Here is a 24,223-nt window from a genome sequence, read left to right as displayed (position 1 = left end):
TATGCGCGAAATTACCGTAAGAGCACTTTCCGGCTTTTTATATGTTGTCATATTATTATTTTCCATTTTCTATTCTGAGAAATGGTACATTCTGTTGTTCTTGCTTTTTGGTATTATAACTTTACGGGAATTCTTAAGACTCATTGGTTTTCAGTTTTGGTACACCTACTTGATACTTATTTCTTTCATTTTGTTTTTCAGTTATTATAAGGTTTCAAAAGCTGCAACACTAGTTCTTCTAGGTCTAACTGTAGCTACCGGAATTTATTTGATGAAAAATCTTTTCAGCGAAAAGATTAGAAAATACAGGAAGCTTCAAAAATTACACATTACCATATTTTACATCATTGCCAGCTTTGTGTTTTTAACCTTATTACCTTCACACGGAGATGGCTTTTCTCCTTATACGGTAGCCGGTTTATTTATTTTAATATGGACGAATGACACCTTTGCCTTTATCGTAGGTAAGAGTTTAGGACGCCATAAATTGTTTCCGAGCATTTCTCCAAAAAAAACAATTGAAGGCTTTTTTGGTGGACTCGTTTTTGCTTGTATTGCCAGTTATTTTATTCATAAATTTACAAACAGCCTTAACTTCAATATTTGGCTATCGCTTGCGGTAGTAATGAGTACACTAGGGACTTTTGGTGATTTAATAGAATCTAAACTCAAGCGTGAAGCTGGCGTTAAAGACAGTGGAACCCTGATGCCGGGACACGGTGGTCTTTACGATCGTTTAGACAGTATTCTCTTTGCCAGTCCGTTTATTTATTTGGTTTTAATAGTATTTGAATATGTTTCATAAAGAAGGTTATACCATAATTATTATAACACTACTCCTTGTAGCTGTAGGATTTATATCAACACAAACTTGGGTATCACCAGTCTGGCTGCAATATGTATGTTATGGTACGTTAACTGTTTTACTCATACTTATCCTTCAATTTTTCAGAAACCCTACCCGAACTGCAAATGGCACTAGTGATGAGATTATCGCCCCTGTTGATGGAAAAGTAGTCGTTATTGAAGAAGTTTACGAACGTGAATATTTTAAAGAAAACCGACTGCAGGTTTCGATATTTATGTCTCCTATCAATGTTCATGTAACGAGATATCCGGCTGCAGGTGAAGTGGTTTACAGCAAATACCATCCGGGCAAATATCTTGTTGCCTGGCATCCCAAAGCCTCTGAAGAAAATGAGCGTACAACCGTCGTTATTAGAACTGCAAGCTTTGGAGACGTATTGTATCGCCAAATCGCTGGCGCTCTGGCTAAACGCATCGTAAATTATGCTAAAAAAGGTGATACTGCAGTCCCGGGTGAAGATAGCGGATTTATAAAATTTGGTTCTCGTGTTGACTTATTTCTTCCTGTAGGCACCCCGCTTGCAGTTAAACTCAATCAGAAAGTTAAAGGTGCAGAAAGCATTATAGCTACCCTAAAGTAATCGCGCGTTTTGGACAAAGAAGAATTAGAAAAAGCGTTTCAAGATGCTGCTAGAAGAGCGAGTGAAACCAAAACGGTTTTACCTCCAGATATTCAGTTATTGCTTTATGCACATTATAAGCAGGGCAACCACAAGAGTAAGCTGATGCCGGTTGAGAATATTAAAGAAAATGATCTGCGCAGCGCTTTTAAATACAATGCACTCATTCAGATAAAAGGGCTTTCCGCTACTGAAGCAAAAAAGGAATACATCAAACTCGTTGCTCAATATATTCCTGATTAAATTTCTTAGTTAAGCAAAAAATAAAAAACCCTGATGATTCAAGACTCAGGGTTTTTTATTTTGCATTCATATTATACTATTACTTCAACGCCGCAAGTCGCTTCTCAAGCGCATCAATTTTTGCCTGAGCATCAGCTTGTTTTTGTTTTTCTACAGCAACAACCTGCTCCGGAGCATTATTCACAAAACGCTCATTAGAGAGCTTTTTAGAAACCGAATTCATAAAGCCTTTTGTATATTCTAATTCTTCGCTGATTTTTGCGATTTCAGCATCTATATCTATCGCGCCGGTTAACGGAATAAAATATTCGTTAGCCTTTACTCTAAAAGAAAGTGCTCCATCTTTACTAGTTTCTGTTGCTTCAATCTTAGATAGGTTACACAACTTTTTAATGATGTCATCATAACGTTCAGAAAAACCTTCCGTATTCATCACAAATAACTCCAGCTCATCTTTAAAAGAAATATTCTTTTCTTTTCTAATCGCTCTAACACCAGTAATCACCTGAGTTGCCAATTCAAAATCTGCTAAAATTTCGGCATCGCCTTTTTCAACTTTTGGCCATTCATTAATGATCAAAGCCTCTTCTGGAGTACGCTCGGTGATATTCTGCCAAATCTCTTCCGAAGCAAAAGGAATAAATGGATGTAAAATGCGCAGGTTATTTTCTAAGGCTTCAATGACAGCATCATAGGTTTTCTTGTCAATAGGCTTAGCATATTCTGGTTTTACCACCTCAAGCAACCAACTACAGAAATCATCCCAAACTAACTTATATGTGGTCATTAAAGCATCGCTTATACGATACTTACTGAAATGATCTTCAATCTCTACTCCAGCTTCCTTGAAACGCTCTGTATACCACTCTATACCTTTAATACTAGCTTCAGGCTGCTCTATGGAAGCATCAACCTCCCAACCTTTGATTAATCTAAAGGCATTCCAGATTTTGTTTATAAAACCTTTACCCTGCTGACATAGATCTTCATCAAATAACAAGTCATTTCCGGCAGCTGCACTCAATAATAAACCAACGCGCACACCGTCTGCACCGTAATCATCAATAAGTTTCATCGCATCTGGCGAATTCCCTAAAGACTTAGACATTTTACGGCGGTCTGCATCACGTACCAAACCGGTTAGGTATACGTTTGTAAATGGTTTTTCACCCGTATACTCATATCCAGCCATAATCATACGCGCAACCCAGAAAAACAGAATATCTGGACCTGTAACCAAATCATTGGTAGGATAGTAATAGTTAAAATCTTCATTATCGGGATTCACGACTCCATCAAAAACACTCATAGGCCACAACCAAGAAGAAAACCACGTATCCAATGCATCTTCATCCTGACGCAAATCAGCATCAGTTAAGCTATCATTTCCTGTTTTCGCTTTCGCGGAAGCTAAAGCCTCTTCCCTATTTTTAGCAACAACAAAATCTTCTTTACCGTTACCATAATAGTAAGCCGGTATTTGCTGCCCCCACCATAGTTGACGCGAAATATTCCAGTCTCTGATGTTTTCCATCCAGTGACGGTACGTATTGTCAAATTTTTTCGGAAACAGGTTTACTTCTTCAGTCTCCAAAACCGCTTTAATAGCCGGTTCTGCAAGATCTTTCATCTTTAAAAACCACTGATCAGAAAGCTTAGGCTCAATCACAGCTTTTGTTCGTTCTGAAGTCCCTACTTTATTGGTGTGTGTTTCGGTTTTCACTAAAGCACCAGAATCTTTAAGTTCTTTTACGATCTCATCACGAACCACAAAACGGTCTTTACCCGCATAATGCAACCCGTATTCATTTAGAGAAGCATCATCGTTGAAGATGTCAATCACATCAAGACCGTGCTTGTCTCCCAACATTTTATCATTCTCATCGTGAGCCGGTGTTACTTTAAGACAACCCGTACCAAACTCTAAGTCTACATACTCATCCTCAATAATAGGAACAACACGGTTAACTATAGGTACAATTGCTTTTTTACCTCGCAAATGAGCAAAGCGCTCATCATTGGGATTGATGCAAATAGCAGTATCTCCAAATATTGTTTCGGGTCTTGTGGTTGCAATAGTCAAGACCTCATCACTGCTTTCTAATTTATAATTTAAATAATACAGGTGTCCCTGACGCTCCTCGTGAATCACCTCTTCGTCAGAAAGTGTTGTCTGAGCTTCTGGATCCCAATTTACCATACGATGACCACGATAAATAAGGCCTTTATTATACAGATCGATAAAGCTTTGAATCACACTAGCTGACATGGTGTCATCCATTGTAAAGCGCAAACGCTCCCAGTCACAAGAAGCTCCTAGCTTCTTAAGTTGGTCAAGGATCGTCCCGCCGTATTTATCAGTCCATTCCCAGGCATGCTTTAAGAATTCTTCGCGGGTAAGGTCACTCTTATTAATTCCCTCAGCTTTTAGTTTTGCAACAACTTTAGCTTCGGTAGCGATAGACGCGTGATCTGTACCAGGCACCCAACAGGCATTAAGACCTTTTAAACGTGCACGACGTATCAAAACATCTTGAATGGTATTGTTAAGCATATGCCCCATATGTAAAATACCCGTCACATTAGGCGGTGGTATTACAATGGTATATGGCTCTTTATCATTAGGTTCTGAATGAAAATAATTATGTTCCATCCAGTAGTCGTACCACTTTTGCTCAACATCTTTTGAGCTGTATTTTGAAGCTAATGCCATTCTTGGTCTAATTTTTGTCTATAAGAGTGCAAAAGTACTTATATACAAAGGATTTTAAAAAGAACCGAAGCATTAAAAAAACAACTTTTAAGGAAGCTATTAAGATTAAAAAATAAGGCTCAACCATAAAAATGAGCCACATTTTTGCACAAACATCAGAATAGGCTTACTTTTATGCTTCATTAACACTTAGAATTATGAAAAAAATCGTTTTAATACTTGCTGTAGGTCTGATGACTTTAGGCTTACAAGCTCAAGAAAAGAAAGCCGCGATTACTTTCGAGACAGACGTTATTGATTATGGTGATGTTGCTCATGGAGGCGACGGTACCCGCGAATTTAAATTCACAAACACAGGTGACGCTCCTTTAGTAATTTCTAAAGCATACTCAACTTGTGGTTGCACAGTACCTAGCCCACCTAAAGATCCTATCGCTCCGGGAGAAAGCGATGTGATTAAAGTAAAATATGATACCAATCGTTCACCGGGTCCAATTCGTAAAACCATAACGGTTTATACTAACGCCTCTGCTGAACCTTACACGCTAAAGATTAAAGGTACTTTACTACCCGCATCTAATTAAGGAAACCTATTAGACTTAAAATTTAAAAGCGACCAAATTGGTCGCTTTTTTTGTTTCACAGTAAGTTAAAACTAAGAACATTCTAATCAGGACTCTTTAGTAGTTTTCTGAGTTTCAATTTGCAATTGAAAACATATCCCTTTCGATCTACTTGGAGACGTAAAATTTCTCCCTCATCCCTATAAAAGTATTTAGTAATATCTTTCAAGTCAAGTTTAGTCACATCTCTCCCGTTTACTTTTACAATGCGATCACCAACACTTAAGCCTGCTTCGGTTCCAGGAGAATTCTCTCTTATAGCGGCTATCTCATAATTGGATTTTAATTGTAATTGTGGAAATTCTACAGTATTAGTAGCCAGAAAAATAGTTTCCCCAGAGTTATTGGAGTAATCGTTAGTAGATGTTGTTTTTTGAATGCGGTAATCTAAGCCCGCTACTAATTCAAAGCCTGTATGTTCTACAACGAGTCCGCTACGATTATACCGAAACGGGTCGTCAAAATATTTGTTCTTTTTAAGTTTAAGCATTTTAGAGTCATAATCTAAATAGACCGTAAATCTGCGTAAAACTTCAGACCCTAAGCTTCCGTTTCTGTAGGATACCCCGTTTAAATATTCCAACGAAGTTGAGTCAGGATAAGCCACATTTACTTGGTTTAAAACAAAATCACCTAACTGCAATTCCTCTATACGAGATCTACTGCCTAAAACTTCTCCGTTAAGTCCCAATCCCAAATGATCTTTAAATGAATTTTCAGAAACCTGTATTCCTTCGTGGGTTTCTTCAAAAAGCCACAATGCATCACCACTACCAGAATCCAATAATAATTTTGCTTTCAACTCCTCCTTATTATCTACTAAATTTAAGTTAACGTAAGGCTTTCCTTCTTTCAACTCAAAAGGAATAGACACACAAGAACGACACTTTTTTTCTTTAAGAACTTCCGGAGGATAAAGTTTGACAAATCCTTTATCATATCGCATTTCAACCCCAAGATCTTTTAATAGACTATACCCAATAATTCCGTGAACCGGAAAGCCCAATCGTGGAGAAAAATTTTGACTACTATCTGGTATATAATAAACGGTTTGATTGATTGCTGCTGCACTTCCTATAGTGATAATATTGTGGGTAGATTTAATAGCTTTTGAAGGTTTGCCATCCCCGGCACCACGAAGCCAGACTGTAGATTTATTATTCAATTCTAATTCATAATCTGAGTCTATCCCAAATAGAATAGTAGATCGCACACCAGTGTCTAACAAAAATGAAAGCTCGAGTCCATTGACCAAAACAGGAATAATCATAAGGTTATTAACGATTTTTGCTTTTATTTTTATGCTTTTTTCACCTTCAGGCAAAAGAAAAGCACCTTGACCTGAAACCGAAAAAGTTGACAAGAAACCAAATAAAACCACTATAAAATAAAAAATACGCATAATTAAACCTCATCCGTTATGAATTTAGCATTTTAAAATCAATAATACTAATTCAATCTTAAAATTATTTTCTCACTAATAATTCGCAACTTTGCAGCCTAAATAAATCGACTCATGCCGCAATTATCACAAAAAGGGCTTATGATGCCCCAGTCTCCTATTCGCAAGCTAGTACCCTATGCAGAAGCTGCAGAAGCAAGAGGCGTTGCCATACATCAATTAAACATTGGTCAGCCAGATATAAAAACACCTCAAGCCGCACTAAATGCTGTTAAAGAAGCTGATATAGAAGTGCTTTCATACAGTCATTCCGCTGGTTTTTTAAGCTATCGCGAAAAGTTAGCTGCCTATTACGGAAAACAGGGAATCGCTATTGAACCTTCAGACATTATCATTTCTACAGGTGGTTCTGAGGCATTGATGTTTGCTATGGGTAGCGTTACAGACCCGGGTGATGAGATTATTATACCGGAACCTTTTTATGCGAATTATAACGGTTTTGCTACCGCTTCGGGAGTGGTTGTTAAGCCGGTAATTTCTTCTTTTGAAAGTGGTTTTGCGCTGCCTCCTATTTCTGAATTTGAAAAACAAATCACGTCAAAAACCAAAGCGATAATCATTTGTAATCCGGGGAATCCTACAGGTTACCTATACAGTAAAGAAGAGCTCGATCAACTTTCTGAATTGGTTAAAAAACACGACTTGTTTTTGATTGCAGATGAAGTTTACAGAGAGTTTGCTTATGATGGGTTGCAACACAATTCAGTATTGAATCAGCGAGAGATTGATGAGCATACAATAATGATCGATTCGGTTTCTAAACGCTTTTCAATGTGTGGCGCTCGCATAGGTTGTATCGTGAGCCGCAACAAAGAACTAATGGCTACGGCTATGAAGTTTGCTCAGGCACGTTTAAGCCCTCCTACTTTGGCTCAGATTGCGAGTGAAGCTGCATTAGATACTCCGCAATCTTATTTTGACGAAGTTATTTCTGAATATGTAGATCGTAGAGATACGCTTGTTGCCGGTCTTGAGGTTATACCAGGCGTACGCGTTGCAAAACCAAAAGGTGCTTTTTATTGTATCGCAGAATTACCAGTAAAAAATTCTGATGATTTTGCACAATGGCTTTTAGAGTCTTTTGAGCATAATAAAAAAACGATAATGGTTGCTCCTGCTGCCGGTTTTTATTCTACTCCGGGAGAAGGTCTTAACCAAGTACGTATCGCCTATGTTTTGAAGAAAGAAGATCTTATTGAGGCTGTAGCCTTATTAAAAGAAGCACTTAGTCTTTACAAAGATTAATGAATTTACAACACAATGTTTCTCTTAAGGATTACAATACTTTTGGCATTTCGGCAAAGGCCGAATCTTTTGTTTCGGTAACTACGGAAGAAGAACTGAAAGAAGCTTTAAGCAGCAGTATTGACGCGACTCCATTTATTTTAGGTGGCGGAAGCAATATGCTGCTAAAAACAGATCTATCCGGTCTCGTTATTCATATTGCTTCAAAGGGAATTGAGGTTGTTGAAGAAAACACAGACCATATCTGGCTGAAAGTTGCTGCCGGCGAAAACTGGCATGACTTTGTAATGCATTGTGTAAATCTGGGATATGGCGGAGTAGAAAATTTAGCTTTAATTCCAGGAAATGTTGGCACTTCTCCGGTACAAAATATTGGTGCTTATGGTGTAGAACTTAAAGATACTTTTTTCGGTTGTAGTGCGATTCACCGTCAAACCTTAACTAAAGAAACCTTTTCGCTAAGTGCGTGCAAATTTGGTTATCGGGATTCCATTTTTAAAAATGAAGCTAAAGATGCTTATGTGATTACCTCAGTTACGTTTAAACTGAGTAAAACAAATCATAAACTGCATACGGAATACGGTGCTATTCAAGAAATTTTGAAGGAAAAAGCAATTGCAAATCCTGGCATCAAAGATATTGCCGAAGCTGTAATCGCAATCCGTTCTTCAAAATTACCAGACCCTGCTGTATTAGGTAATAGCGGAAGTTTTTTCAAGAATCCGGTTATTCTAAAAACTGAATTTTTAAAGCTTCAGCAATTACATCCTGAAATTCCATTTTATATGATAAGTGATGAATTTATCAAAGTTCCTGCGGGATGGCTCATCGAGCAAGCCGGTTTTAAAGGAAAACGTTTTGGCGATGCCGGTGTGCACAGCAAGCAAGCGCTTGTTCTCGTAAATTATGATAACGCTACGGGAGCAGAAATCTGGGACTTAGCGATGCACATACAGCAAGAAGTAAAACTACTTTTTAATATAACCATTCAGCCTGAAGTGAATATTATAGAACACTAAAAGCTGGTTATAAATGGACATAAAAAAATCCGCTTAATTCAAGGTTAAGCGGATTTTCTATATCTATAAGAATTTGGATTATTTAGCTAACAAAACACGATCAACTTCGTGAATAATTCCGTTTGAAGCATCTATATTACCCAAAACAATTTGAGTTTTTCTTCCTTTTCCATCTTTAATAACGATCTGATCTCCATCACGCATAATGGTTAACTCATCACCTTTAACAGTAGTCAAAGTAGCTTTGCCTTTACCTTCATCAATCGCCTTTCCTAAATCTTCAGAACGCATAATTCCTGGAACAACGTGGTATTGAAGCACACCTACTAACATCTCTTTATTTTCAGGTTTGGTTAAATCTTCAAGCATTCCTTTTTTTAATTCAGAAAACGCGTGATCAGTAGGGGCAAAAACTGTGTATTCCCCTTCTGCCATTAGCATCTCAGATAAACCAGCAGCATTTAATGCTATTACCAGCGTATCCAACTCATCAGCTGCCATTGCTTTAGAAGCAATACTGTTAGATCTCGCTTCCTCTTTCATTTGCTCTTCTTTCATTTGAGCATCTTTCAGCTCCTGCTCCGCTTTATTAGCTTCGGCCATTTCAGTCTCCTGAGCTTCTAATTTTATCTGGTCTTCTTTCTTTTTATCATCATTACAAGAGACTAACATCAAAGCTCCCATAACAACTGCAAAACTTAATTTATACGTATTCATAACTGATTGTTTTAATGGTTATTGAAGAGCTAATGTATGAAGATTAGCAACTGGTCTAACTTATCGTTTAATAATTTTTAGTTAAACAGTGTTATAAAAATTAACGTATTACGACTATTGGTAAACCTTGGGCTTAACCCGCTCATTTTGTATCTTTGCATTAGAATTAAACCTTATGAAACTACTTCTTATCACCCTTGTACTTTTAGGCCTTGCATTTGCAGGAATTGCTATAAAAATATGGGCTAAAAAAGACGGCAAATTTGCCGGTACTTGCGCAAGTCAAAACCCTTACCTGAATAAGTCTGGAGAAGCTTGTGGTATGTGTGGTAAAATGCCTGACGAAATAGGTGATTGCTCCACAGAAAAAGCTTCTTAATCCCTATAAATTGATCGCGTTCTTCCCGTTTCTGCTTTACTGTTTTATAATTATAACACTTATAAACTGCGGGTTTTACACGTATATTTCCAGATTTAGTTTTTCTACTATTTCGCAAAGCGGAAGAACGAATAATAAAGGGGTTTCTGTTTTAGTTTGCGCTAAAAATGAGGAAAAAAACCTTCTCGTATTAATACCGAAACTTCTAACGCAAGACTATCCACAATTCCAAATTATTCTGATCAATGATCATTCTGAAGATCAGACATTGCAAATTATGCAAGGTTTTACTGCTCAGAATTCTTCAATTAAAATAGTTGACCTCAAACCGGAAACCGGAAAAAAAGCCGGAATTACCAAAGGCATTCAGCAAGCACAATACGAACATTTACTTTTTACAGATGCCGATTGTCTTCCTCAATCAAAGCATTGGATTTCAGAAATGGCAGCTCAATTTTCTAATGAAAAACAAATCATTTTAGGCTATAGCGGTTATTCTAAAATTGCAAATTCTTGGTTAAATAAGGTTATTCGGTTTGAGACCCTTTTGACCGCAATGCAATATTTCGCGTATGCCAAAAACAAAAATACCTATATGGGTGTTGGTAGAAATTTAGCCTATACTAAAGCACTTTTCTTAAAAAATAATGGATTTACAAATCACGCACATCTCAAACCCGGCGATGACGATCTTTTTGTAAATCAAAACGCAACTAAAACCAATGTCGCACTTTGTTCAGATCCAAGTTCTTTCACTATCTCAAATCCTAAAAAATCCTGGAAAGAATGGTTTTATCAAAAAAGAAGGCATACCGGTGTCTCGCATCATTATAAGCTGAAACACCAACTGCAGCTGGGTGCTTTCTATGTCAGTCAATTTTTATTCTTTTTCTTATTTCTAATTTTAGTTCTTTTCAATCAGCAATATGTTTTGGCTCTTTCTCTGTTTCTTTTTCGGGAACTGGCAGTATGCTTAATCACTTCAAAAGCCGCACTAAAACTTCAGGAAAAAGAGCTAATCCCTTATCTACTCGTACTAGAACCATTTTTAGTGAGCACACAAATGCTTATCTTTATAGCTAATATTTTGGTAAAACCACGCCGTTGGAACTGAATCAAGAAATCATAGATCGTAAAATAACTGAAGCTAAAACCGGTAGTCAGAGTGCCTATAATTATTTATTAAATGCACACTGGAATATGGTTTACCGCTTTCAGATGGAACGCACTAAAGATGATTTTAAGGCCGAAGAAATTACCATTCAGACTTTTTCTAAAGCTTTTAATCAACTGCATATCTATGACAATAAATACCGTTTCAGCACCTGGTTATTGACCATCTCAAAAAATCTGCACATAGATCTCATACGGAAAGAAAACAGCCAGCAACGCCTTTTGAGCAAAGAGGATAAGCTTAATAAGGTTATTGATGAGAATCCCACGCCAGAAGATGCTTTAATCACCGAACAAAACCTTTCTGAATTACTTGCCCACATCAAAAAGCTAAAGCCACGTTATCAAGAAATGATAAATTTGCGCTACTTTCAGGAAATGAGTTACAAAGAAATGGCGCAAACTCTTGACGAACCTATGAGTAATGTGAAGGTTAAATTGTTACGCGCACGCCGCTTACTTTCTGATCTCATCGAAAAAGATCAATAATAACGTCTTCTATTCTTAGCATCCTATGAAGCATTTTTTAAGACAACTTGGCCCGGGATTGTTATTTGCCGGTGCAGCAATTGGTGTGTCACATTTAGTACAGTCTACCCGAGCAGGTGCAGATTATGGTTTTGGACTCATCTGGGCATTGGTGCTTATTCATATAATTAAATATCCTTTTTTTCAGTTTGGACCTCGCTATGCAGCTTCAACGGGTAAAAGTTTATTAGACGGCTATAAGAAGTTGGGAAAAATAGTTTTGGTGATTTATTTTGTAATAAATCTACTAACAATATTTACCATTCAAACTGCAGTAACTATTGTAACAGCAGGTATTGCAACCTATATCTTTGGGATAGATTGGAGCATTACAACATGGAGCTTACTCATTACCGGAATTTGCACGATAATCCTTCTTTTAGGAAGATACAAGCTACTTGACAACCTGATGAAGTTTATCGTCATCACCTTAACCATCAGTACTATTATAGCAGTAAGCATTGCCGGGCTTGAACCTCATCAGGAAGCTGATTTTTCTCAAATACTACCATCTGATGCGCTGGGCGTTGCTTTTTTAATCGCATTTATGGGATGGATGCCGGCCCCATTAGACATATCCATTTGGCACTCATTGTGGTCGCTCGAAAAAGCTAAATCGGGTAAACTCACGCGTAAATCAGCGATTTTTGATTTCAATATTGGCTATATCGGCACTATTTCTGTCGGAATCTGTTTTGTCGCTCTGGGAGCTCTTGTGATGCACAATACCGGACAATCTTTCAATACTAACGGAGTAACTTTTGCAAAAGATCTCATAGACATGTATACTATAAGTCTTGGCGATTGGGCGTTTTACCTTATTGGTATTGCTGCGCTAACAACGATGTTTAGCACAACGCTTACAACACTTGATGCTTCACCTAGAGCTATGGCAAAAACAATAGATTTAATTATTGATAAACCCATAAAACACGGCTATTCGGTATGGATGGTCATTTTAATATTGGGCACTGGATGCATCTTACTATTTCTCACTAACGAAATGGGAACCCTCGTACAAGTTGCCACCGTTCTTTCTTTCTTAACAGCACCCTTCTTTGCAATTGCAAACTATTATGCGATTAATTCAAAAGAAGTGCCTGAAGCCGACAAACCTAGTAAAGGCTTAAAAATTTTCAGTTGGTTGGGCATTGTATTGCTCATCGCATTTAGCATTTGGTATTTAAGCACGTTGTTTTAAATTATCTCTTTCGGTCTACGCTGCGCGTGCGTATAGGAGCATTTTCAATTACTGTAGAAAGTACAATATGTGTTTTAGTTTCTCCGTAAGTAATGAGCTTATCAATAAACTCTTCAAGATGAAATTGATCAAAAAGAACAACTTCCATAAAGATATTTTCGTTGCCCGTAATGCGGTAGCAATTGAGCACCTCGCTAAAGTCGTGTACTTTTTCTAAAAAAGGTTTCAACCTTCCCATAAATGCGCGTAGCGTTATGATTGCTTTCAGTTGATGACCAGATTCAATATGTGAGATTTCGGCCTTATAACCCATAAGAACACCGGCATCTTCCATCTTTCTAATTCGCTCTGCAACCGCCGGTGAAGTTATACCTACTTCGCGCCCTATTGCACTAACACTCATACGTGCATTACGCTGTAATAATTGAAGAATTTTCCAGTTTGCAGAATCTATATGCATTTTTAAATAAAATAGCTTTATTTCTTTAATATTTAAAGTAAATATATTCATTTACTTTAAAAGATAAATATAAATGTGACTGATTCCTGCTAATTTTGAGTCACTAGAAAATAGATGAGTTATACACCCAGAAATACACGACTTTATAACCAAGCAATTGAGATTCTGAAGCTTTCACGCTCAGTTTCAAACTATTTGGTTTACGATCTCGCCCATTTACAAAACAATGGTAGTGAGAATCCGTTTGTGTATTTTAGCGGCGACATTGTACGCCAATCAGACTCATTAGCTCCCGAAATTCTAAAAGCAGAAAGTCAAATTTTTCAAGACGATCGCTTAAAGCACGCAGAGTCTTTAGACCGACTAACTTCAAGTTTATACCGCACATGCGAACGCTTAGAACGTGCAGAAAGCAACGGAAAAGATTTTGTACGCATTTTGAGACGTGAAGTCCGCAAATTCAGACGCCTACAGCATAAATGGATGATGACGCTTTAAATCTGTTATTGTATTTAAAGAAATTAATAGTATTTTAAATTTATACCTTTCACCCTTATAAAAAGGTTCGTGATTTAAAGCTGATTATCCATGACATCTGACGACGACTTGAATGCTCAAAACGATTACCAAAACAGTCCCCTTTTCAAAAAAGCTTCCGAAATTTTAAAATTAGCAAACCGCATTGCTGAGATTGCCTCTTCTTACGAGATTGAAAGTTCAAAAGAAAATGAACAAGAAATTTTAAGAAGTCAGGCTCTTTTTATTCGAGAAGATGCCTCAATAATTCCTGCAAAAATTGCCGGTGCGTGGAACTGCGACCTCTATGACATCAAGATGGAAAAAGCCACCATTATCCGCAAGTGTGCTCGCGATCTGGCAACTCATATGACCGGTTTAGAAATGTACGGTTTTAAAGAAACCGAATATCTTGACCTGCTGCGCGATGAAATCGAACACTTTAGAATATTATTTGCCGAATGGGTTGAAACTTTTGACCCGTGGAATTACATTATAGACCGTTGGGGTCTTTTTAATCCTCCGGGAATCAGCTATAATGATCCCGATCCTGATGATGACCTCCCTTTTGACCCAGATGATTTGAATTTTGAAGACTAGATTTTTGGACGTGTCCTTAGAGGTGGACTATGCGCTGCAAGTCCTCGCCTGCACCATCGCTTGGCTGTGGGCTTTACGCGACTATCCCTCACGCAGTTTCTTTTATACTTTTAAAAATTCAATAAAATCCTCAAATCAAGGAATTCGCTCACAGTCACATAGAGGTATCCTTTCCGAAAATGATTCTTCGGATCCACTCAGGGTAAGCGATTCGCTCGTAATTCCCTAAGGCTTCGCCTTGAGAATTGCGGCTCTTTACTTACATATTTCGTCTATACTGACCACCAACTTCAAAGAGGGCGTTTGTGATTTGCCCCAACGAACACACTTTAGTTGCTTCCATCAGTTTTTCAAACATATTCTCGTTGCTTATTGCTGCTTGCTGAACGGCATCAAGAGCAGCTTCTGCTGTATCTTCATAGGCTTTATGCAGATTTTGAAGGGTTTGAATCTGAGCTTGTTTTTCCTCTTCTGTAGCACGGATTACTTCCATAGGCTTAACCGTAGGAGAACCTTTACTACTTAAAAAGGTATTTACACCAATGATTGGGAAATCACCGTTATGCTTCAACGTCTCATAATACAAACTCTCCTCTTGAATTTTACTGCGCTGATACATGGTTTCCATCGCACCTAAAACGCCACCGCGTTCTGTGATACGATCAAATTCCTGCAAGACAGCCTCCTCTACCAAATCGGTTAGTTCTTCAATAATAAAAGCACCCTGTATGGGGTTTTCATTTTTAGTCAGTCCTAATTCTTTATTGATAATCAACTGAATCGCCATTGCACGCCTAACGCTTTCTTCGGTAGGTGTGGTAATTGCTTCATCATACGCATTGGTATGCAGTGAATTGCAATTATCATAAATCGCATACAAGGCTTGTAGCGTGGTACGTATATCATTAAAATCTATTTCCTGCGCGTGTAACGATCGCCCGGATGTCTGTATATGGTACTTCAACATTTGCGCTCGTGGATTGGCACCGTATTTATGCTTCAACGCTTTTGCCCAGATTTTACGCGCCACACGACCAATAACGGCATACTCGGGATCTACCCCATTACTGAAGAAAAACGAGAGGTTTGGACCAAACTTGTTGATATCCATCCCGCGGCTTAGATAATACTCTACATAGGTAAAGCCATTAGACAGCGTAAATGCCAATTGCGTTATAGGATTGGCACCTGCTTCAGCAATATGATATCCGGAAATAGAAACTGAATAGAAATTTCGGATCTGTTTTTCAATAAAATATTCCTGCACATCACCCATCAGACGAAGGGCAAATTCCGTAGAAAAAATACACGTATTTTGCGCCTGATCTTCCTTTAAAATATCAGCTTGCACCGTACCGCGTACCTGCTGAATGGTTTCGGTTTTAATTTTCTCGTAAACATCCTGAGGCAAAACCTGATCACCCGTAACCCCCAGCAACATTAAACCAAGACCATTATTACCTTCCGGTAATTCCCCGTGATACACAGGCCGATCCAAACCGTTTTTCTTGTAAAGAGCCTGAATGGTTTTCTCAACATCATCCTCTAACTTATGCTCATTGATATATTTCTCACAAGCCTGATCGATCGCTGCATTCATAAAAAAGCCAAGCAGCATCGGGGCAGGCCCATTTATAGTCATACTCACCGAAGTCATCGGGTTTGCCAGATCAAAACCTGAATACAACTTCTTCGCGTCGTCTAAACAGCAAATAGAAACCCCCGCATTACCAATTTTCCCATAGATATCCGGGCGGTGATCTGGGTCATTTCCGTAAAGTGTTACGCTATCAAAAGCGGTAGAAAGGCGTTTTGCCGGTAAGCCCATACTCACATAGTGAAAACGTCTGTTAGTACGCTCTGGCCCACCTTCTCCCGCAAACATTCGCGTAGGATCTTCACCGGTACGCTTAAAGGGGTACAAGCCCGCAGCATACGGAAATTCCCCTGGAACATTTTCTTGTAAAATCCACTTTAAAATATCGCCCCAAGCCTGATATTTTGGCAAAGCAACTTTAGGTATTTGCGAATGCGAAAGCGATTCTGAATGAGTATCAATCTTAATTTCTTTATCACGCACCTTAAAAGTATAAACCGGTTGCGTGTACTTGTTTACTTGTTCAGACCAGCCAGTAATCACTTCCCAATTGTAAGGATCAAGATCCATCTTAAGCTTATCAAATTCAGCCAAAAGTAATTTCGCTAAATCTCCATCTTGTAAATCCCGATTAAGGACCAGTCCGGTTTTATCGAGTTGTGGCGTTTCTCCAGTTACCGTATCAATAGTTTTAAAAATCCCGTAAAGCTTTTGCGCTACTTCAGCTTGTTGCATAGCGGTCTGATCATATCCCCGATTCGTTTCGGCTATTTCAGAAAGGTATCTGGTACGTGCCGGTGGAATCACAAAGATCTTTTCAGACATTTCATCACTAATCTCAAACGAACTCTTTAAATCGGTTTCTGTTTTTTTAACCAACTCATCCATTATTGCTTTATACAGTTTGTTCATCCCGGGATCGTTAAACTGAGAAGCAATTGTTCCAAAAACAGGCAACTCATCCTGCGGTATATCCCACAACTGATGATTGCGCATATATTGCTTTTTAACATCGCGCAAAGCATCCTGAGCCCCACGCTTATCAAATTTGTTGATAGAAACCAGATCAGCAAAATCGAGCATATCTATTTTCTCAAGTTGGGTAGCCGCACCAAACTCCGGAGTCATCACATAAAGAGAAACATCACTATGATCTAAAATCTCCGTATCACTTTGACCTATCCCACTCGTTTCTAAAATAATCAAATCATATTCCGCTGCTTTAAGCACCTCTACGGCTTCCTGCACGTGTTTTGAAAGTGCCAAATTACTCTGACGTGTAGCTAATGAGCGCATGTAAACCCGTGGCGAATTGATTGCATTCATACGAATACGGTCTCCTAAAAGCGCTCCACCGGTCTTTCGCTTAGATGGATCTACAGAAACAATTCCTAAGGTTTTCTCAGGAAAATCACTTAAAAAACGACGTACAAGTTCGTCTACCAAAGAAGATTTACCGGCACCTCCGGTTCCGGTAATTCCGAGAACAGGTGTCTGCTTAGATTCGTTTTCAACATTAAAAAGCTTTAAAAAAGTATCGTGATCATTCTCAGCAGAAGAAATCAGGCGCGCGATCGTGTTCACTTCTTTGGATTTCAACTGCTCGGTGAGAGTAGCTTTTACTTCAGGAGCAGGCGTTTTATAATCAGCTTGCTTCACCAAGTCATTTATCATCCCTTGCAATCCCATTTCCCGTCCATCATCTGGAGCATAAATTCGGGTAATCCCGTAATTCATCAATTCTTCGATCTCTTCCGGCAGGATCACTCCACCTCCACCACCAAAGATCTTGATATGTCCCGCTCCCTTTTCTTGCAGCAAATCATACATATATTTAAAATATTCGGTATGACCACCTTGATACGAAGTCATCGCAATTGCCTGCACATCCTCTTGAATTGCGGTATTCACAACCTCCTCAACACTGCGGTCATGCCCCAGGTGTATGACCTCAACACCGGTAGATTGTATGATGCGTCGCATAATATTTATAGCCGCATCATGGCCATCAAAGAGTGAAGCTGCGGTTACAATACGCACTTTATGATTAGGAATATACGGTTCAATTTGATTCATTCGTAAATTTTTGCTTTTTAAAGAGCTCTAAATTAAATAATAATCAACAAACACTTGATTATTTTGTGTTATTAATATTATAATTTGAAGCATAATTTTCTAGATTAGCTTGAGGAAACAGTACTGTTCTATCGAATATGCATTTTCAAATCAGCCTTTTAAATTATGCAGAAAATTACGCTTTTAATTAATTGCCCGGATCGCAAGGGAATCGTCACGACAATCACTCAGTTTATCTTAGAAAAACAAGGTAATATCGTCTATCTGGATCAGCACGTAGATAGACAGGAAAGTACTTTTTTTATGCGTATTGAGACTGAATTTGACCAGCCGGAATTTAGCATTTCAAGTTTTGAAAAAATATTTGCAGCGCGTTTTGAAACAGATTATCAGCTCACGTATCAATTATTTGATGCGTTACACAAACCCAGATTGGCTTTATTTGTTTCTAAATACGACCACTGCTTATATGATTTATTAGGTAGAAATGCTTCAGGAGAATTACAGGTTGAAATTCCGCTAATCATCAGCAATCACCCTGACTTAGAAATCGTGGCAAAACGATTTGATATTCCATTTAAGTACATTCCGGTAACTAAAGCCACAAAAGCTGAAGCTGAAGCAGAACAGATAAAAACAATTAAAGAACACAATATTGATTTGATCGTGTTGGCCCGCTACATGCAAATCATTTCAGATGATTTCGTATCCAAATTTAAGTATCAGATTATAAATATTCACCACTCTTTTCTTCCGGCATTTATTGGCGCAAAACCGTATCACGCAGCTTTTGAACGTGGTGTAAAAATTATAGGTGCAACCAGCCATTATGTTACGGCAGATCTTGACGAAGGTCCAATTATAGAGCAAGAAATCGTACGTGTTTCCCATGTACATTCGGTACAAGACTTTATTTTAAAAGGCCGTGATCTGGAGAAAGTTGTCCTTGCGAGAGCTATAAAAGCGCATATAGCACATAAAGTACTTGTTTTTGGCAACAAAACAGTAATTTTCTCTTAAGTCTGATTTCCTAAATACTAGAGAATAGCTTAACTTAACTCGATAATGCTTAAAGGCACACTCTTACAAAACAAACTCATGAAAAAAATAGTTGCTTTCGTATCTCTTATAATTCTAACCAGTTGCACCGAGTTACAATCTGTAGTTGACAGTTTACCGAACCAGGCAGGCGTTGATAATACAACTATTGCAAGCGGATTGCGTCAGGCTCTGGATTTTGGTATTGACAAACAAGTAACAAAACTTACTCAGGAAAATGGCTTTTATGGAAACTCATTAGTAAAAATCTTACTTCCTGAAGAATTGCAAAAAGTTGATCAAACGTTACGCAGCGTAGGTCTAAGCAGTCTGGCTGATGAAGGACTAAAGGTTTTAAATCGTGCCGCTGAAGATGCGGTAGGTGAAGCGACACCTATATTTGTAGAAGCTGTAAAAGGGATAACTTTTACCGACGCCAAGAATATTTTATTAGGTGACGATTCAGCAGCCACTTCTTATTTAGAAAATAAAACCAATACCGCTTTATACGCTAAGTTCAATCCGGTTATTAAGCAATCTTTCAGCAAAGTAGGAGCTGATAAAATCTGGAGTAATTTGATTACAAAATACAACTCTTTGCCTCTTACAAATGATGTAAACCCTGACCTTACCGATTATGTCACGAATGAAGCTTTAAAAGGAGTTTACACGATGATTGCCGTAGAAGAAAAAGATATCAGAACAAATATTGCTTCACGCACAACAACACTTCTTAAAAAGGTTTTTGCGCTTCAAGATTAAAACTACATTATGCCAAAACCGCTTAAAATAGTTGTCGCAGGACCTATTCCCAGAGATACTATCTCCACGTACGAAAACGACATCATCATGCGTTACGGCTGTGTTACGCATCCTGTAATTGCTTTATCTAAACTTCTGGATACTGAAGGAATTGTTGTGCCGGTTACTAATATGCATAAAAAAGATACAGCGGGAATTACTCAAGAATTTGAAGATTTTAAGAACGTAGACTTAAGCGGAATAAACACCAAAGAAGATAGCGGTACGGTAATACTCTTAGATTTTAAAGACCAAAACAATCGCGAGGAAAAGCAACTGGCATGTATGAATCCCATACGTCCTAAACACATTAAGAAACATCTGGATGCCGATGCTTTTGTATTTGTTCCCATAACCGATTTTGAAATCAGCCTGAGCACTTTAAAACATATTAAAAAACACAGTAAAGGACTTATTATTTTTGATGCACATGGTGCTACTACAGCTATGGATGTTAAGGGTCACAGACACCGTAAATTTTGGGTTGATCGTGATGAATGGCTTCCCTATATTGATGTGCTTAAAATGAATTTAGAAGAGTCTCAGTGTATGGCTTTTGCTAACGAATACGACCACGAGATTCCTTCTATTTATGATGAAAATGCTACAGAACATCTCGACGAACTAGCTGCTCACATCCTTAAAAAAGGCGTGTCTTATTTCTATGTCACCATGGATTCCCGCGGGTGCATCTTATATCATTTAGAAAAAAATGCCATTAAAAAAGATTGGATCAGTTCTGTAAAAGTTGACAAAGTCGTTGATACTACCGGCTGCGGAGATAGTTTTGCCGGAGGTTTGGCGTACGGTTTTGCTAAATATCAAGATCCTATAAAGGCCGGACAATTTGCTAATATTCTAGGAGCAAGACGCACACAAGGAAAAACCTGGGACGTATTTAGAAACGCCGAGGAGACCGAAGCGATTAGAAAGTTGAATTATCTCACCTAAAGCATATCACTGCGCTTAATTCTAGAGCAAATCTTCCTTTTAACTCAAAAGAATTAAACTTTAACACAATTACCTACACCATTCCGAAATTCATCATAATAAAAATATTGAAGCTAAAAAATTTCAAATTCTGAATTTGATAGTGTTATTATTATATATCTGTTAAAATTGTTGATTAACAATTTTAACAGATATAATTAAACAATACTAAATTAACTTAATTTAAGCATTTATTACCACGAATAACCTATTTTCGTATATATTCAACATCTCTCAACCCTAATTAGATGAAGATTATTAAAATTTTCAAACTCATTTTTTCTTTAGGGTATTAGAGAAATATTAACCTTTAAACCTTATATATGAATAGAAAATTACAATTTTCTCTAAGCATCATCGCGATGCTTTTCTGTTACATTTCGTTTGCACAAACAAAAACGGTGACAGGAACAGTAACAGATGATCAAGGCCTCCCATTACCGGGCGTAAACATCTCGGTAAAAGGCACTTCAACAGGAACTCAAACTGATTTTGATGGAAATTATTCAATTAGTGCCAATGAAGGCTCTAGGTTGGTTTTTTCTTATCTCGGATTTAAAAATCAAGAAGTTTCAGTAACATCAACAACAACTTACAATATTACTTTACAAGCAAGCGCAGATGAACTTGATGAAATTTTAGTTGTTGGCTATGGAACTCAAAGTAAGCGAACGCTTACCGACAATATTGTAAAGCTTAGTGCTGAAGATATTGATGAAGTACCTGTTTCTAACTTTCAAAGTGCACTTGTAGGTAAAGCTGCTGGGGTACAAATAACCCAGACTAATGGAAAAGTAGAAGGTGGCTTAAATATCCGTGTACGTGGAGCAACAAGTATATCAGCTGGCACGCAACCTCTGTATGTATTAGACGGCATTCCTCTTTACAATGGCGATGAATCAAATAACGGAGCTCCAACTAATCCACTTCTTTCTATTAGTCCTAATGAAATTGAATCTATTGAGATTCTTAAAGATGCCTCATCAGCCGCAATATATGGTGCACGAGGTGCTAATGGAGTTGTTATTATAACTACTAAAACAGGCAAAGAAGGTAAATCTGAATTCTCGGTAAATATAAGTCACGGTTCAAGTGAACCAACTAACAAAAGAGATTGGTTAAACTCTTCTCAATATATTGAGCTATTTCGCGAAGCGGCTGTTAATGCTGTTGGATCTTCATTTAATGATGAAGCAGAAGCTATAGCATATATAGAAGATCAATTTGACTTTCTTGCAGCTGGTACAGACTGGCGAAATAACGCAGTAAACACAGACTGGCAAGACCTTGCTTTTCAGAACGGACACGTTTCTGATGCAGACTTCTCTATGAGTGGAGGAAATGCAAAGACTTCCATTTTCTTTGCAGGATCTTTAAATGAAACTAGAGGCATCATTCGTGGTAATGAATTAAGACGATTTAACGGTAGAACAAACATAAATCATAAATTCAGCGAGCGTTTTAATATTGGGATGAACCTAAGCTATTCTCGTACAGATATCGACCGTATCGCTAATGATAATGCTTTTGTAAACCCACTTCAAGGGATTGCACAGCCTCATATCTCACCAGCTTATAATGAAGATGGATCACCTAACGCAAATACTATTTACCCTAACTTCTTATTACAAGAAGAAAATGCGTTTTATAAAACCATTATAAAACGAGTTAACGGAAGAACCTTTGGAGATTATGAAATTTTAGATGGCTTAAAAATCAATGGTAACTTTGCATATGATTTATACTACCAAACTGAAGATAATTTTACTGGTAGAAACGCACCTTTTCAATCAACAAATGGCGAAGTATTTGCCAGTAGCGTAAATGCTGAAAACTATATTGTTTCAGGTTTCTTAAGTTATGATAAACAATTAGGAGATTTAAACACTTTAAGTATTGTGGCAGGTACAGAATTAAACGAAACCACTAGACGATATGAGAGTGTAACAGCAAACCAGTTTCCGTCAGATGATTTTCAAACTGTAGATGGAGGAGCTGATATAGTTGCCGGTCGTGGTAATCGTTCTGCTAACTCCTTTTTTTCCTTATTTGCAAGAGCTACTTATGATTATGCAAATAAATATTTATTAAAAGCAAGCATAAGAAGAGATGGTTCTTCTAGGTTTGGAGGCAATGAGCGCTATGGTGTATTCCCTGCATTTTCTGCAGGATGGGTTGTTTCTGAGGAAAACTTTTTACAGGATTCTGATTTATTATCGTACTTAAAACTTCGTGGGAGTTGGGGTAAGACAGGTAATGCTGAGATAGGTGATTTCTCGTCTCGATATTTATTTGCTGCTATTTCCTACAATCAACGCCCAGGCATATCTCTAAGTCAACCTGGAAACCCAGATCTAACTTGGGAAACTACAACTCAAACAGATTTTGGTATAGAATATGGCTTCTTTAATGGTAGAATCTCTGGAGAAATTGACTATTACCATAAAAACACAGATGGTCTTCTATTTGACGTTCCACTTATTCCAAGTTCAGGAGCTTCAAGTATTAGCAGTAACATTGGTGAGTTGGAAAACAAAGGTTTTGAATTTGTATTAAACACAGATAACATTCAAACTGAAAATTTCCAATGGTCAACAAGCTTAAACTTGGCTTATAACAAAAATGAAATTTTATCACTTCCTAACAGCAATAATGATATTGTGAATGGTCAAAACATTCAACGTGTTGGTGAGCCTGTAAATGCATTGTATATGATAGAGTATGCAGGTGTTGATCCTGCAAATGGTGATGCTTTATATTTTATAAATTCTGAAAATCCAGACGGTTCTCTTAGTAAAGAAACAACAACCAATGCAAATAGTGCTAATAGAATCGTTGTGGGCAATCCTTTCCCAGAGTGGTATGGAGGTATTACCAACACCATAAACTTTATGGATATTGATTTCTCATTCACTTTTCAAGGAGAATTTGGTGCATCCATCTATAATGGAGGTGGTCGCTTTCAATCTGCTAGCGCAGACTATTTTGACAACCAAACACTTGATCAATTTACAGATAGATGGCAACAACCTGGCGACATCACAGATGTACCACAGGCACGCCTTTTTGGAGGTAATGGTACTGCGCAATCAACACGTTATTTAGACGAAAGTGATTTCATCAGGTTACGTAACGCTACGTTAGGATATAGTCTACCTGAAGGAGTTATAGAACGTTACGGTCTTTCTAAAGTACGTATCTATGCAACAGGTGTTAACCTATTAACATTTACTGATTATGAAGGTTACGATCCAGAAGCTCGAAGTGATGCTGGCGGTGTCGGACAAGCTTTTTATTCGGTTCCTCCGGCAAGAACATTCTCTGTAGGACTTAATGTAAAATTTTAAAAAAAACA

At 37.8% G+C, this 24,223-nt stretch carries 21 protein-coding genes; 16 read left to right on the top strand and 5 right to left on the bottom strand.

Annotated elements, in window-relative coordinates; genetic code table 11:
* Position 1 precedes the first annotated feature (1 nt).
* From BUB91_RS17760 to BUB91_RS17750, 3 genes are read left to right on the top strand one after another with little or no spacing between them, the layout of a single operon-like run.
* Entirely contained in the window at positions 2 to 805 is an 804-nt protein-coding gene (locus tag BUB91_RS17760; protein WP_073100544.1) for a phosphatidate cytidylyltransferase, read from the top strand.
* Positions 795 to 1,448: a phosphatidylserine decarboxylase family protein gene (locus BUB91_RS17755; protein WP_073100543.1), complete on the top strand. Its 654-nt coding sequence runs from the start codon at positions 795 to 797 to the stop codon at positions 1,446 to 1,448. Before BUB91_RS17760 ends, BUB91_RS17755 begins: the two co-directional genes overlap by 11 nt.
* A gap of 9 nt (positions 1,449 to 1,457) precedes the next feature.
* On the top strand, positions 1,458 to 1,730 hold the full coding sequence (locus BUB91_RS17750) for an acyl-CoA-binding protein (RefSeq protein ID WP_073100542.1): 273 nt from the start codon (positions 1,458 to 1,460) through the stop codon (positions 1,728 to 1,730).
* Positions 1,731 to 1,809: 79 nt separating this feature from the next.
* Here the strand turns inward: BUB91_RS17750 and BUB91_RS17745 are convergent, their stop codons facing one another.
* Positions 1,810 to 4,443: a valine--tRNA ligase gene (locus BUB91_RS17745; RefSeq protein ID WP_073100541.1), complete on the bottom strand. Its 2,634-nt coding sequence runs from the start codon at positions 4,441 to 4,443 to the stop codon at positions 1,810 to 1,812.
* Between the two features lie 197 nt (positions 4,444 to 4,640).
* On the opposite strand from BUB91_RS17745, the gene BUB91_RS17740 reads away from it, so the two are divergent.
* Complete coding sequence (locus BUB91_RS17740) at positions 4,641 to 5,027, top strand: DUF1573 domain-containing protein (RefSeq protein WP_073100540.1); 387 nt, start codon at positions 4,641 to 4,643, stop codon at positions 5,025 to 5,027.
* A gap of 82 nt (positions 5,028 to 5,109) precedes the next feature.
* Here BUB91_RS17740 and BUB91_RS17735 read toward each other — a convergent pair whose 3' ends face one another.
* Positions 5,110 to 6,468 carry an aspartyl protease family protein gene (locus tag BUB91_RS17735; RefSeq protein WP_073100539.1) on the bottom strand — a complete coding sequence of 453 codons (1,359 nt, stop codon included), beginning with the start codon at positions 6,466 to 6,468 and terminating at the stop codon, positions 5,110 to 5,112.
* Positions 6,469 to 6,582: 114 nt separating this feature from the next.
* Here BUB91_RS17735 and BUB91_RS17730 point away from each other — a divergent pair, with 114 nt between their 5' ends.
* Both BUB91_RS17730 and murB read left to right on the top strand, forming a co-directional pair.
* Positions 6,583 to 7,773, top strand: coding sequence for a pyridoxal phosphate-dependent aminotransferase (locus tag BUB91_RS17730; RefSeq protein WP_073100538.1), 1,191 nt, complete (start codon positions 6,583 to 6,585; stop codon positions 7,771 to 7,773).
* Positions 7,773 to 8,792 carry a UDP-N-acetylmuramate dehydrogenase gene (gene murB, locus BUB91_RS17725; protein WP_073100537.1) on the top strand — a complete coding sequence of 340 codons (1,020 nt, stop codon included), beginning with the start codon at positions 7,773 to 7,775 and terminating at the stop codon, positions 8,790 to 8,792. Before BUB91_RS17730 ends, murB begins: the two co-directional genes overlap by 1 nt.
* Positions 8,793 to 8,870: 78 nt before the next feature.
* Here the strand turns inward: murB and BUB91_RS17720 are convergent, their stop codons facing one another.
* Positions 8,871 to 9,509: a fasciclin domain-containing protein gene (locus BUB91_RS17720; protein WP_073100536.1), complete on the bottom strand. Its 639-nt coding sequence runs from the start codon at positions 9,507 to 9,509 to the stop codon at positions 8,871 to 8,873.
* A 175-nt stretch (positions 9,510 to 9,684) separates the two neighbouring features.
* Between BUB91_RS17720 and BUB91_RS17715 the strand changes: the two genes are divergently transcribed.
* The 4 genes from BUB91_RS17715 to BUB91_RS17700 are packed head-to-tail and all read left to right on the top strand — an operon-like array spanning position 9,685 to position 12,790.
* A complete protein-coding gene (locus tag BUB91_RS17715; protein ID WP_073100535.1) occupies positions 9,685 to 9,888 on the top strand; it encodes a membrane or secreted protein in 204 nt (67 codons plus the stop codon).
* Positions 9,860 to 11,002, top strand: coding sequence for a glycosyltransferase (locus BUB91_RS17710; protein ID WP_083558016.1), 1,143 nt, complete (start codon positions 9,860 to 9,862; stop codon positions 11,000 to 11,002). Before BUB91_RS17715 ends, BUB91_RS17710 begins: the two co-directional genes overlap by 29 nt.
* Complete coding sequence (locus tag BUB91_RS17705; RefSeq protein WP_073100534.1) at positions 10,993 to 11,550, top strand: RNA polymerase sigma factor; 558 nt, start codon at positions 10,993 to 10,995, stop codon at positions 11,548 to 11,550. Before BUB91_RS17710 ends, BUB91_RS17705 begins: the two co-directional genes overlap by 10 nt.
* A 25-nt stretch (positions 11,551 to 11,575) precedes the next feature.
* Positions 11,576 to 12,790 (top strand): Nramp family divalent metal transporter, encoded by a 1,215-nt coding sequence (locus tag BUB91_RS17700; RefSeq protein WP_073100533.1) that lies wholly within the window; start codon positions 11,576 to 11,578, stop codon positions 12,788 to 12,790.
* A gap of 1 nt (position 12,791) precedes the next feature.
* Here BUB91_RS17700 and BUB91_RS17695 read toward each other — a convergent pair whose 3' ends face one another.
* Positions 12,792 to 13,250, bottom strand: a complete 459-nt coding sequence (locus BUB91_RS17695) for an Lrp/AsnC family transcriptional regulator (protein WP_073100584.1) — start codon at positions 13,248 to 13,250, stop codon at positions 12,792 to 12,794.
* 114 nt (positions 13,251 to 13,364) lie between these two features.
* On the opposite strand from BUB91_RS17695, the gene BUB91_RS17690 reads away from it, so the two are divergent.
* Both BUB91_RS17690 and BUB91_RS17685 read left to right on the top strand, forming a co-directional pair.
* Positions 13,365 to 13,748 (top strand): hypothetical protein, encoded by a 384-nt coding sequence (locus BUB91_RS17690; protein WP_073100532.1) that lies wholly within the window; start codon positions 13,365 to 13,367, stop codon positions 13,746 to 13,748.
* Between the two features lie 90 nt (positions 13,749 to 13,838).
* Positions 13,839 to 14,366, top strand: a complete 528-nt coding sequence (locus BUB91_RS17685) for a hypothetical protein (RefSeq protein WP_073100531.1) — start codon at positions 13,839 to 13,841, stop codon at positions 14,364 to 14,366.
* A 259-nt stretch (positions 14,367 to 14,625) separates the two neighbouring features.
* Here BUB91_RS17685 and BUB91_RS17680 read toward each other — a convergent pair whose 3' ends face one another.
* Positions 14,626 to 18,039 carry a methylmalonyl-CoA mutase family protein gene (locus BUB91_RS17680; RefSeq protein ID WP_073100530.1) on the bottom strand — a complete coding sequence of 1,138 codons (3,414 nt, stop codon included), beginning with the start codon at positions 18,037 to 18,039 and terminating at the stop codon, positions 14,626 to 14,628.
* 165 nt (positions 18,040 to 18,204) lie between these two features.
* Between BUB91_RS17680 and purU the strand changes: the two genes are divergently transcribed.
* From purU to BUB91_RS17660, 4 genes are all read left to right on the top strand, one after another.
* A complete protein-coding gene (purU, locus tag BUB91_RS17675; RefSeq protein WP_073100529.1) occupies positions 18,205 to 19,059 on the top strand; it encodes a formyltetrahydrofolate deformylase in 855 nt (284 codons plus the stop codon).
* A 78-nt stretch (positions 19,060 to 19,137) separates the two neighbouring features.
* Positions 19,138 to 19,839 (top strand): DUF4197 domain-containing protein, encoded by a 702-nt coding sequence (locus BUB91_RS17670; RefSeq protein WP_073100583.1) that lies wholly within the window; start codon positions 19,138 to 19,140, stop codon positions 19,837 to 19,839.
* 9 nt (positions 19,840 to 19,848) lie between these two features.
* The gene (locus tag BUB91_RS17665) at positions 19,849 to 20,829 is read left to right on the top strand and encodes a carbohydrate kinase family protein (RefSeq protein WP_073100528.1); all 981 of its coding nucleotides are present in this window, start codon (positions 19,849 to 19,851) and stop codon (positions 20,827 to 20,829) included.
* 362 nt (positions 20,830 to 21,191) lie between these two features.
* A complete protein-coding gene (locus tag BUB91_RS17660; protein ID WP_073100527.1) occupies positions 21,192 to 24,215 on the top strand; it encodes a SusC/RagA family TonB-linked outer membrane protein in 3,024 nt (1,007 codons plus the stop codon).
* Positions 24,216 to 24,223: the final 8 nt, after the last annotated feature.

The sequence above is a fragment of the Leeuwenhoekiella marinoflava DSM 3653 genome, from assembly GCF_900129005.1.
Taxonomy (GTDB): Bacteria; Bacteroidota; Bacteroidia; order Flavobacteriales; family Flavobacteriaceae; genus Leeuwenhoekiella; species Leeuwenhoekiella marinoflava.
The sequence above is the reverse complement of the archived record's forward strand: the minus strand, read 5'-3'. Positions and strand labels throughout refer to the sequence as shown.

Coding starts and splice junctions, on each gene's coding strand:
- BUB91_RS17760 (WP_073100544.1), top strand. CDS start 2: ATGCGCGAAATTACCGTAAGAGCACTTTCCGGCTTTTTATATGTTGTC.
- BUB91_RS17755 (WP_073100543.1), top strand. CDS start 795: ATGTTTCATAAAGAAGGTTATACCATAATTATTATAACACTACTCCTT.
- BUB91_RS17745 (WP_073100541.1), bottom strand. CDS start 4,443: ATGGCATTAGCTTCAAAATACAGCTCAAAAGATGTTGAGCAAAAGTGG.
- BUB91_RS17740 (WP_073100540.1), top strand. CDS start 4,641: ATGAAAAAAATCGTTTTAATACTTGCTGTAGGTCTGATGACTTTAGGC.
- BUB91_RS17735 (WP_073100539.1), bottom strand. CDS start 6,468: ATGCGTATTTTTTATTTTATAGTGGTTTTATTTGGTTTCTTGTCAACT.
- BUB91_RS17730 (WP_073100538.1), top strand. CDS start 6,583: ATGCCGCAATTATCACAAAAAGGGCTTATGATGCCCCAGTCTCCTATT.
- murB (WP_073100537.1), top strand. CDS start 7,773: ATGAATTTACAACACAATGTTTCTCTTAAGGATTACAATACTTTTGGC.
- BUB91_RS17720 (WP_073100536.1), bottom strand. CDS start 9,509: ATGAATACGTATAAATTAAGTTTTGCAGTTGTTATGGGAGCTTTGATG.
- BUB91_RS17715 (WP_073100535.1), top strand. CDS start 9,685: ATGAAACTACTTCTTATCACCCTTGTACTTTTAGGCCTTGCATTTGCA.
- BUB91_RS17700 (WP_073100533.1), top strand. CDS start 11,576: ATGAAGCATTTTTTAAGACAACTTGGCCCGGGATTGTTATTTGCCGGT.
- BUB91_RS17695 (WP_073100584.1), bottom strand. CDS start 13,250: ATGCATATAGATTCTGCAAACTGGAAAATTCTTCAATTATTACAGCGT.
- BUB91_RS17690 (WP_073100532.1), top strand. CDS start 13,365: ATGAGTTATACACCCAGAAATACACGACTTTATAACCAAGCAATTGAG.
- BUB91_RS17685 (WP_073100531.1), top strand. CDS start 13,839: ATGACATCTGACGACGACTTGAATGCTCAAAACGATTACCAAAACAGT.
- BUB91_RS17680 (WP_073100530.1), bottom strand. CDS start 18,039: ATGAATCAAATTGAACCGTATATTCCTAATCATAAAGTGCGTATTGTA.
- purU (WP_073100529.1), top strand. CDS start 18,205: ATGCAGAAAATTACGCTTTTAATTAATTGCCCGGATCGCAAGGGAATC.
- BUB91_RS17670 (WP_073100583.1), top strand. CDS start 19,138: ATGAAAAAAATAGTTGCTTTCGTATCTCTTATAATTCTAACCAGTTGC.
- BUB91_RS17665 (WP_073100528.1), top strand. CDS start 19,849: ATGCCAAAACCGCTTAAAATAGTTGTCGCAGGACCTATTCCCAGAGAT.
- BUB91_RS17660 (WP_073100527.1), top strand. CDS start 21,192: ATGAATAGAAAATTACAATTTTCTCTAAGCATCATCGCGATGCTTTTC.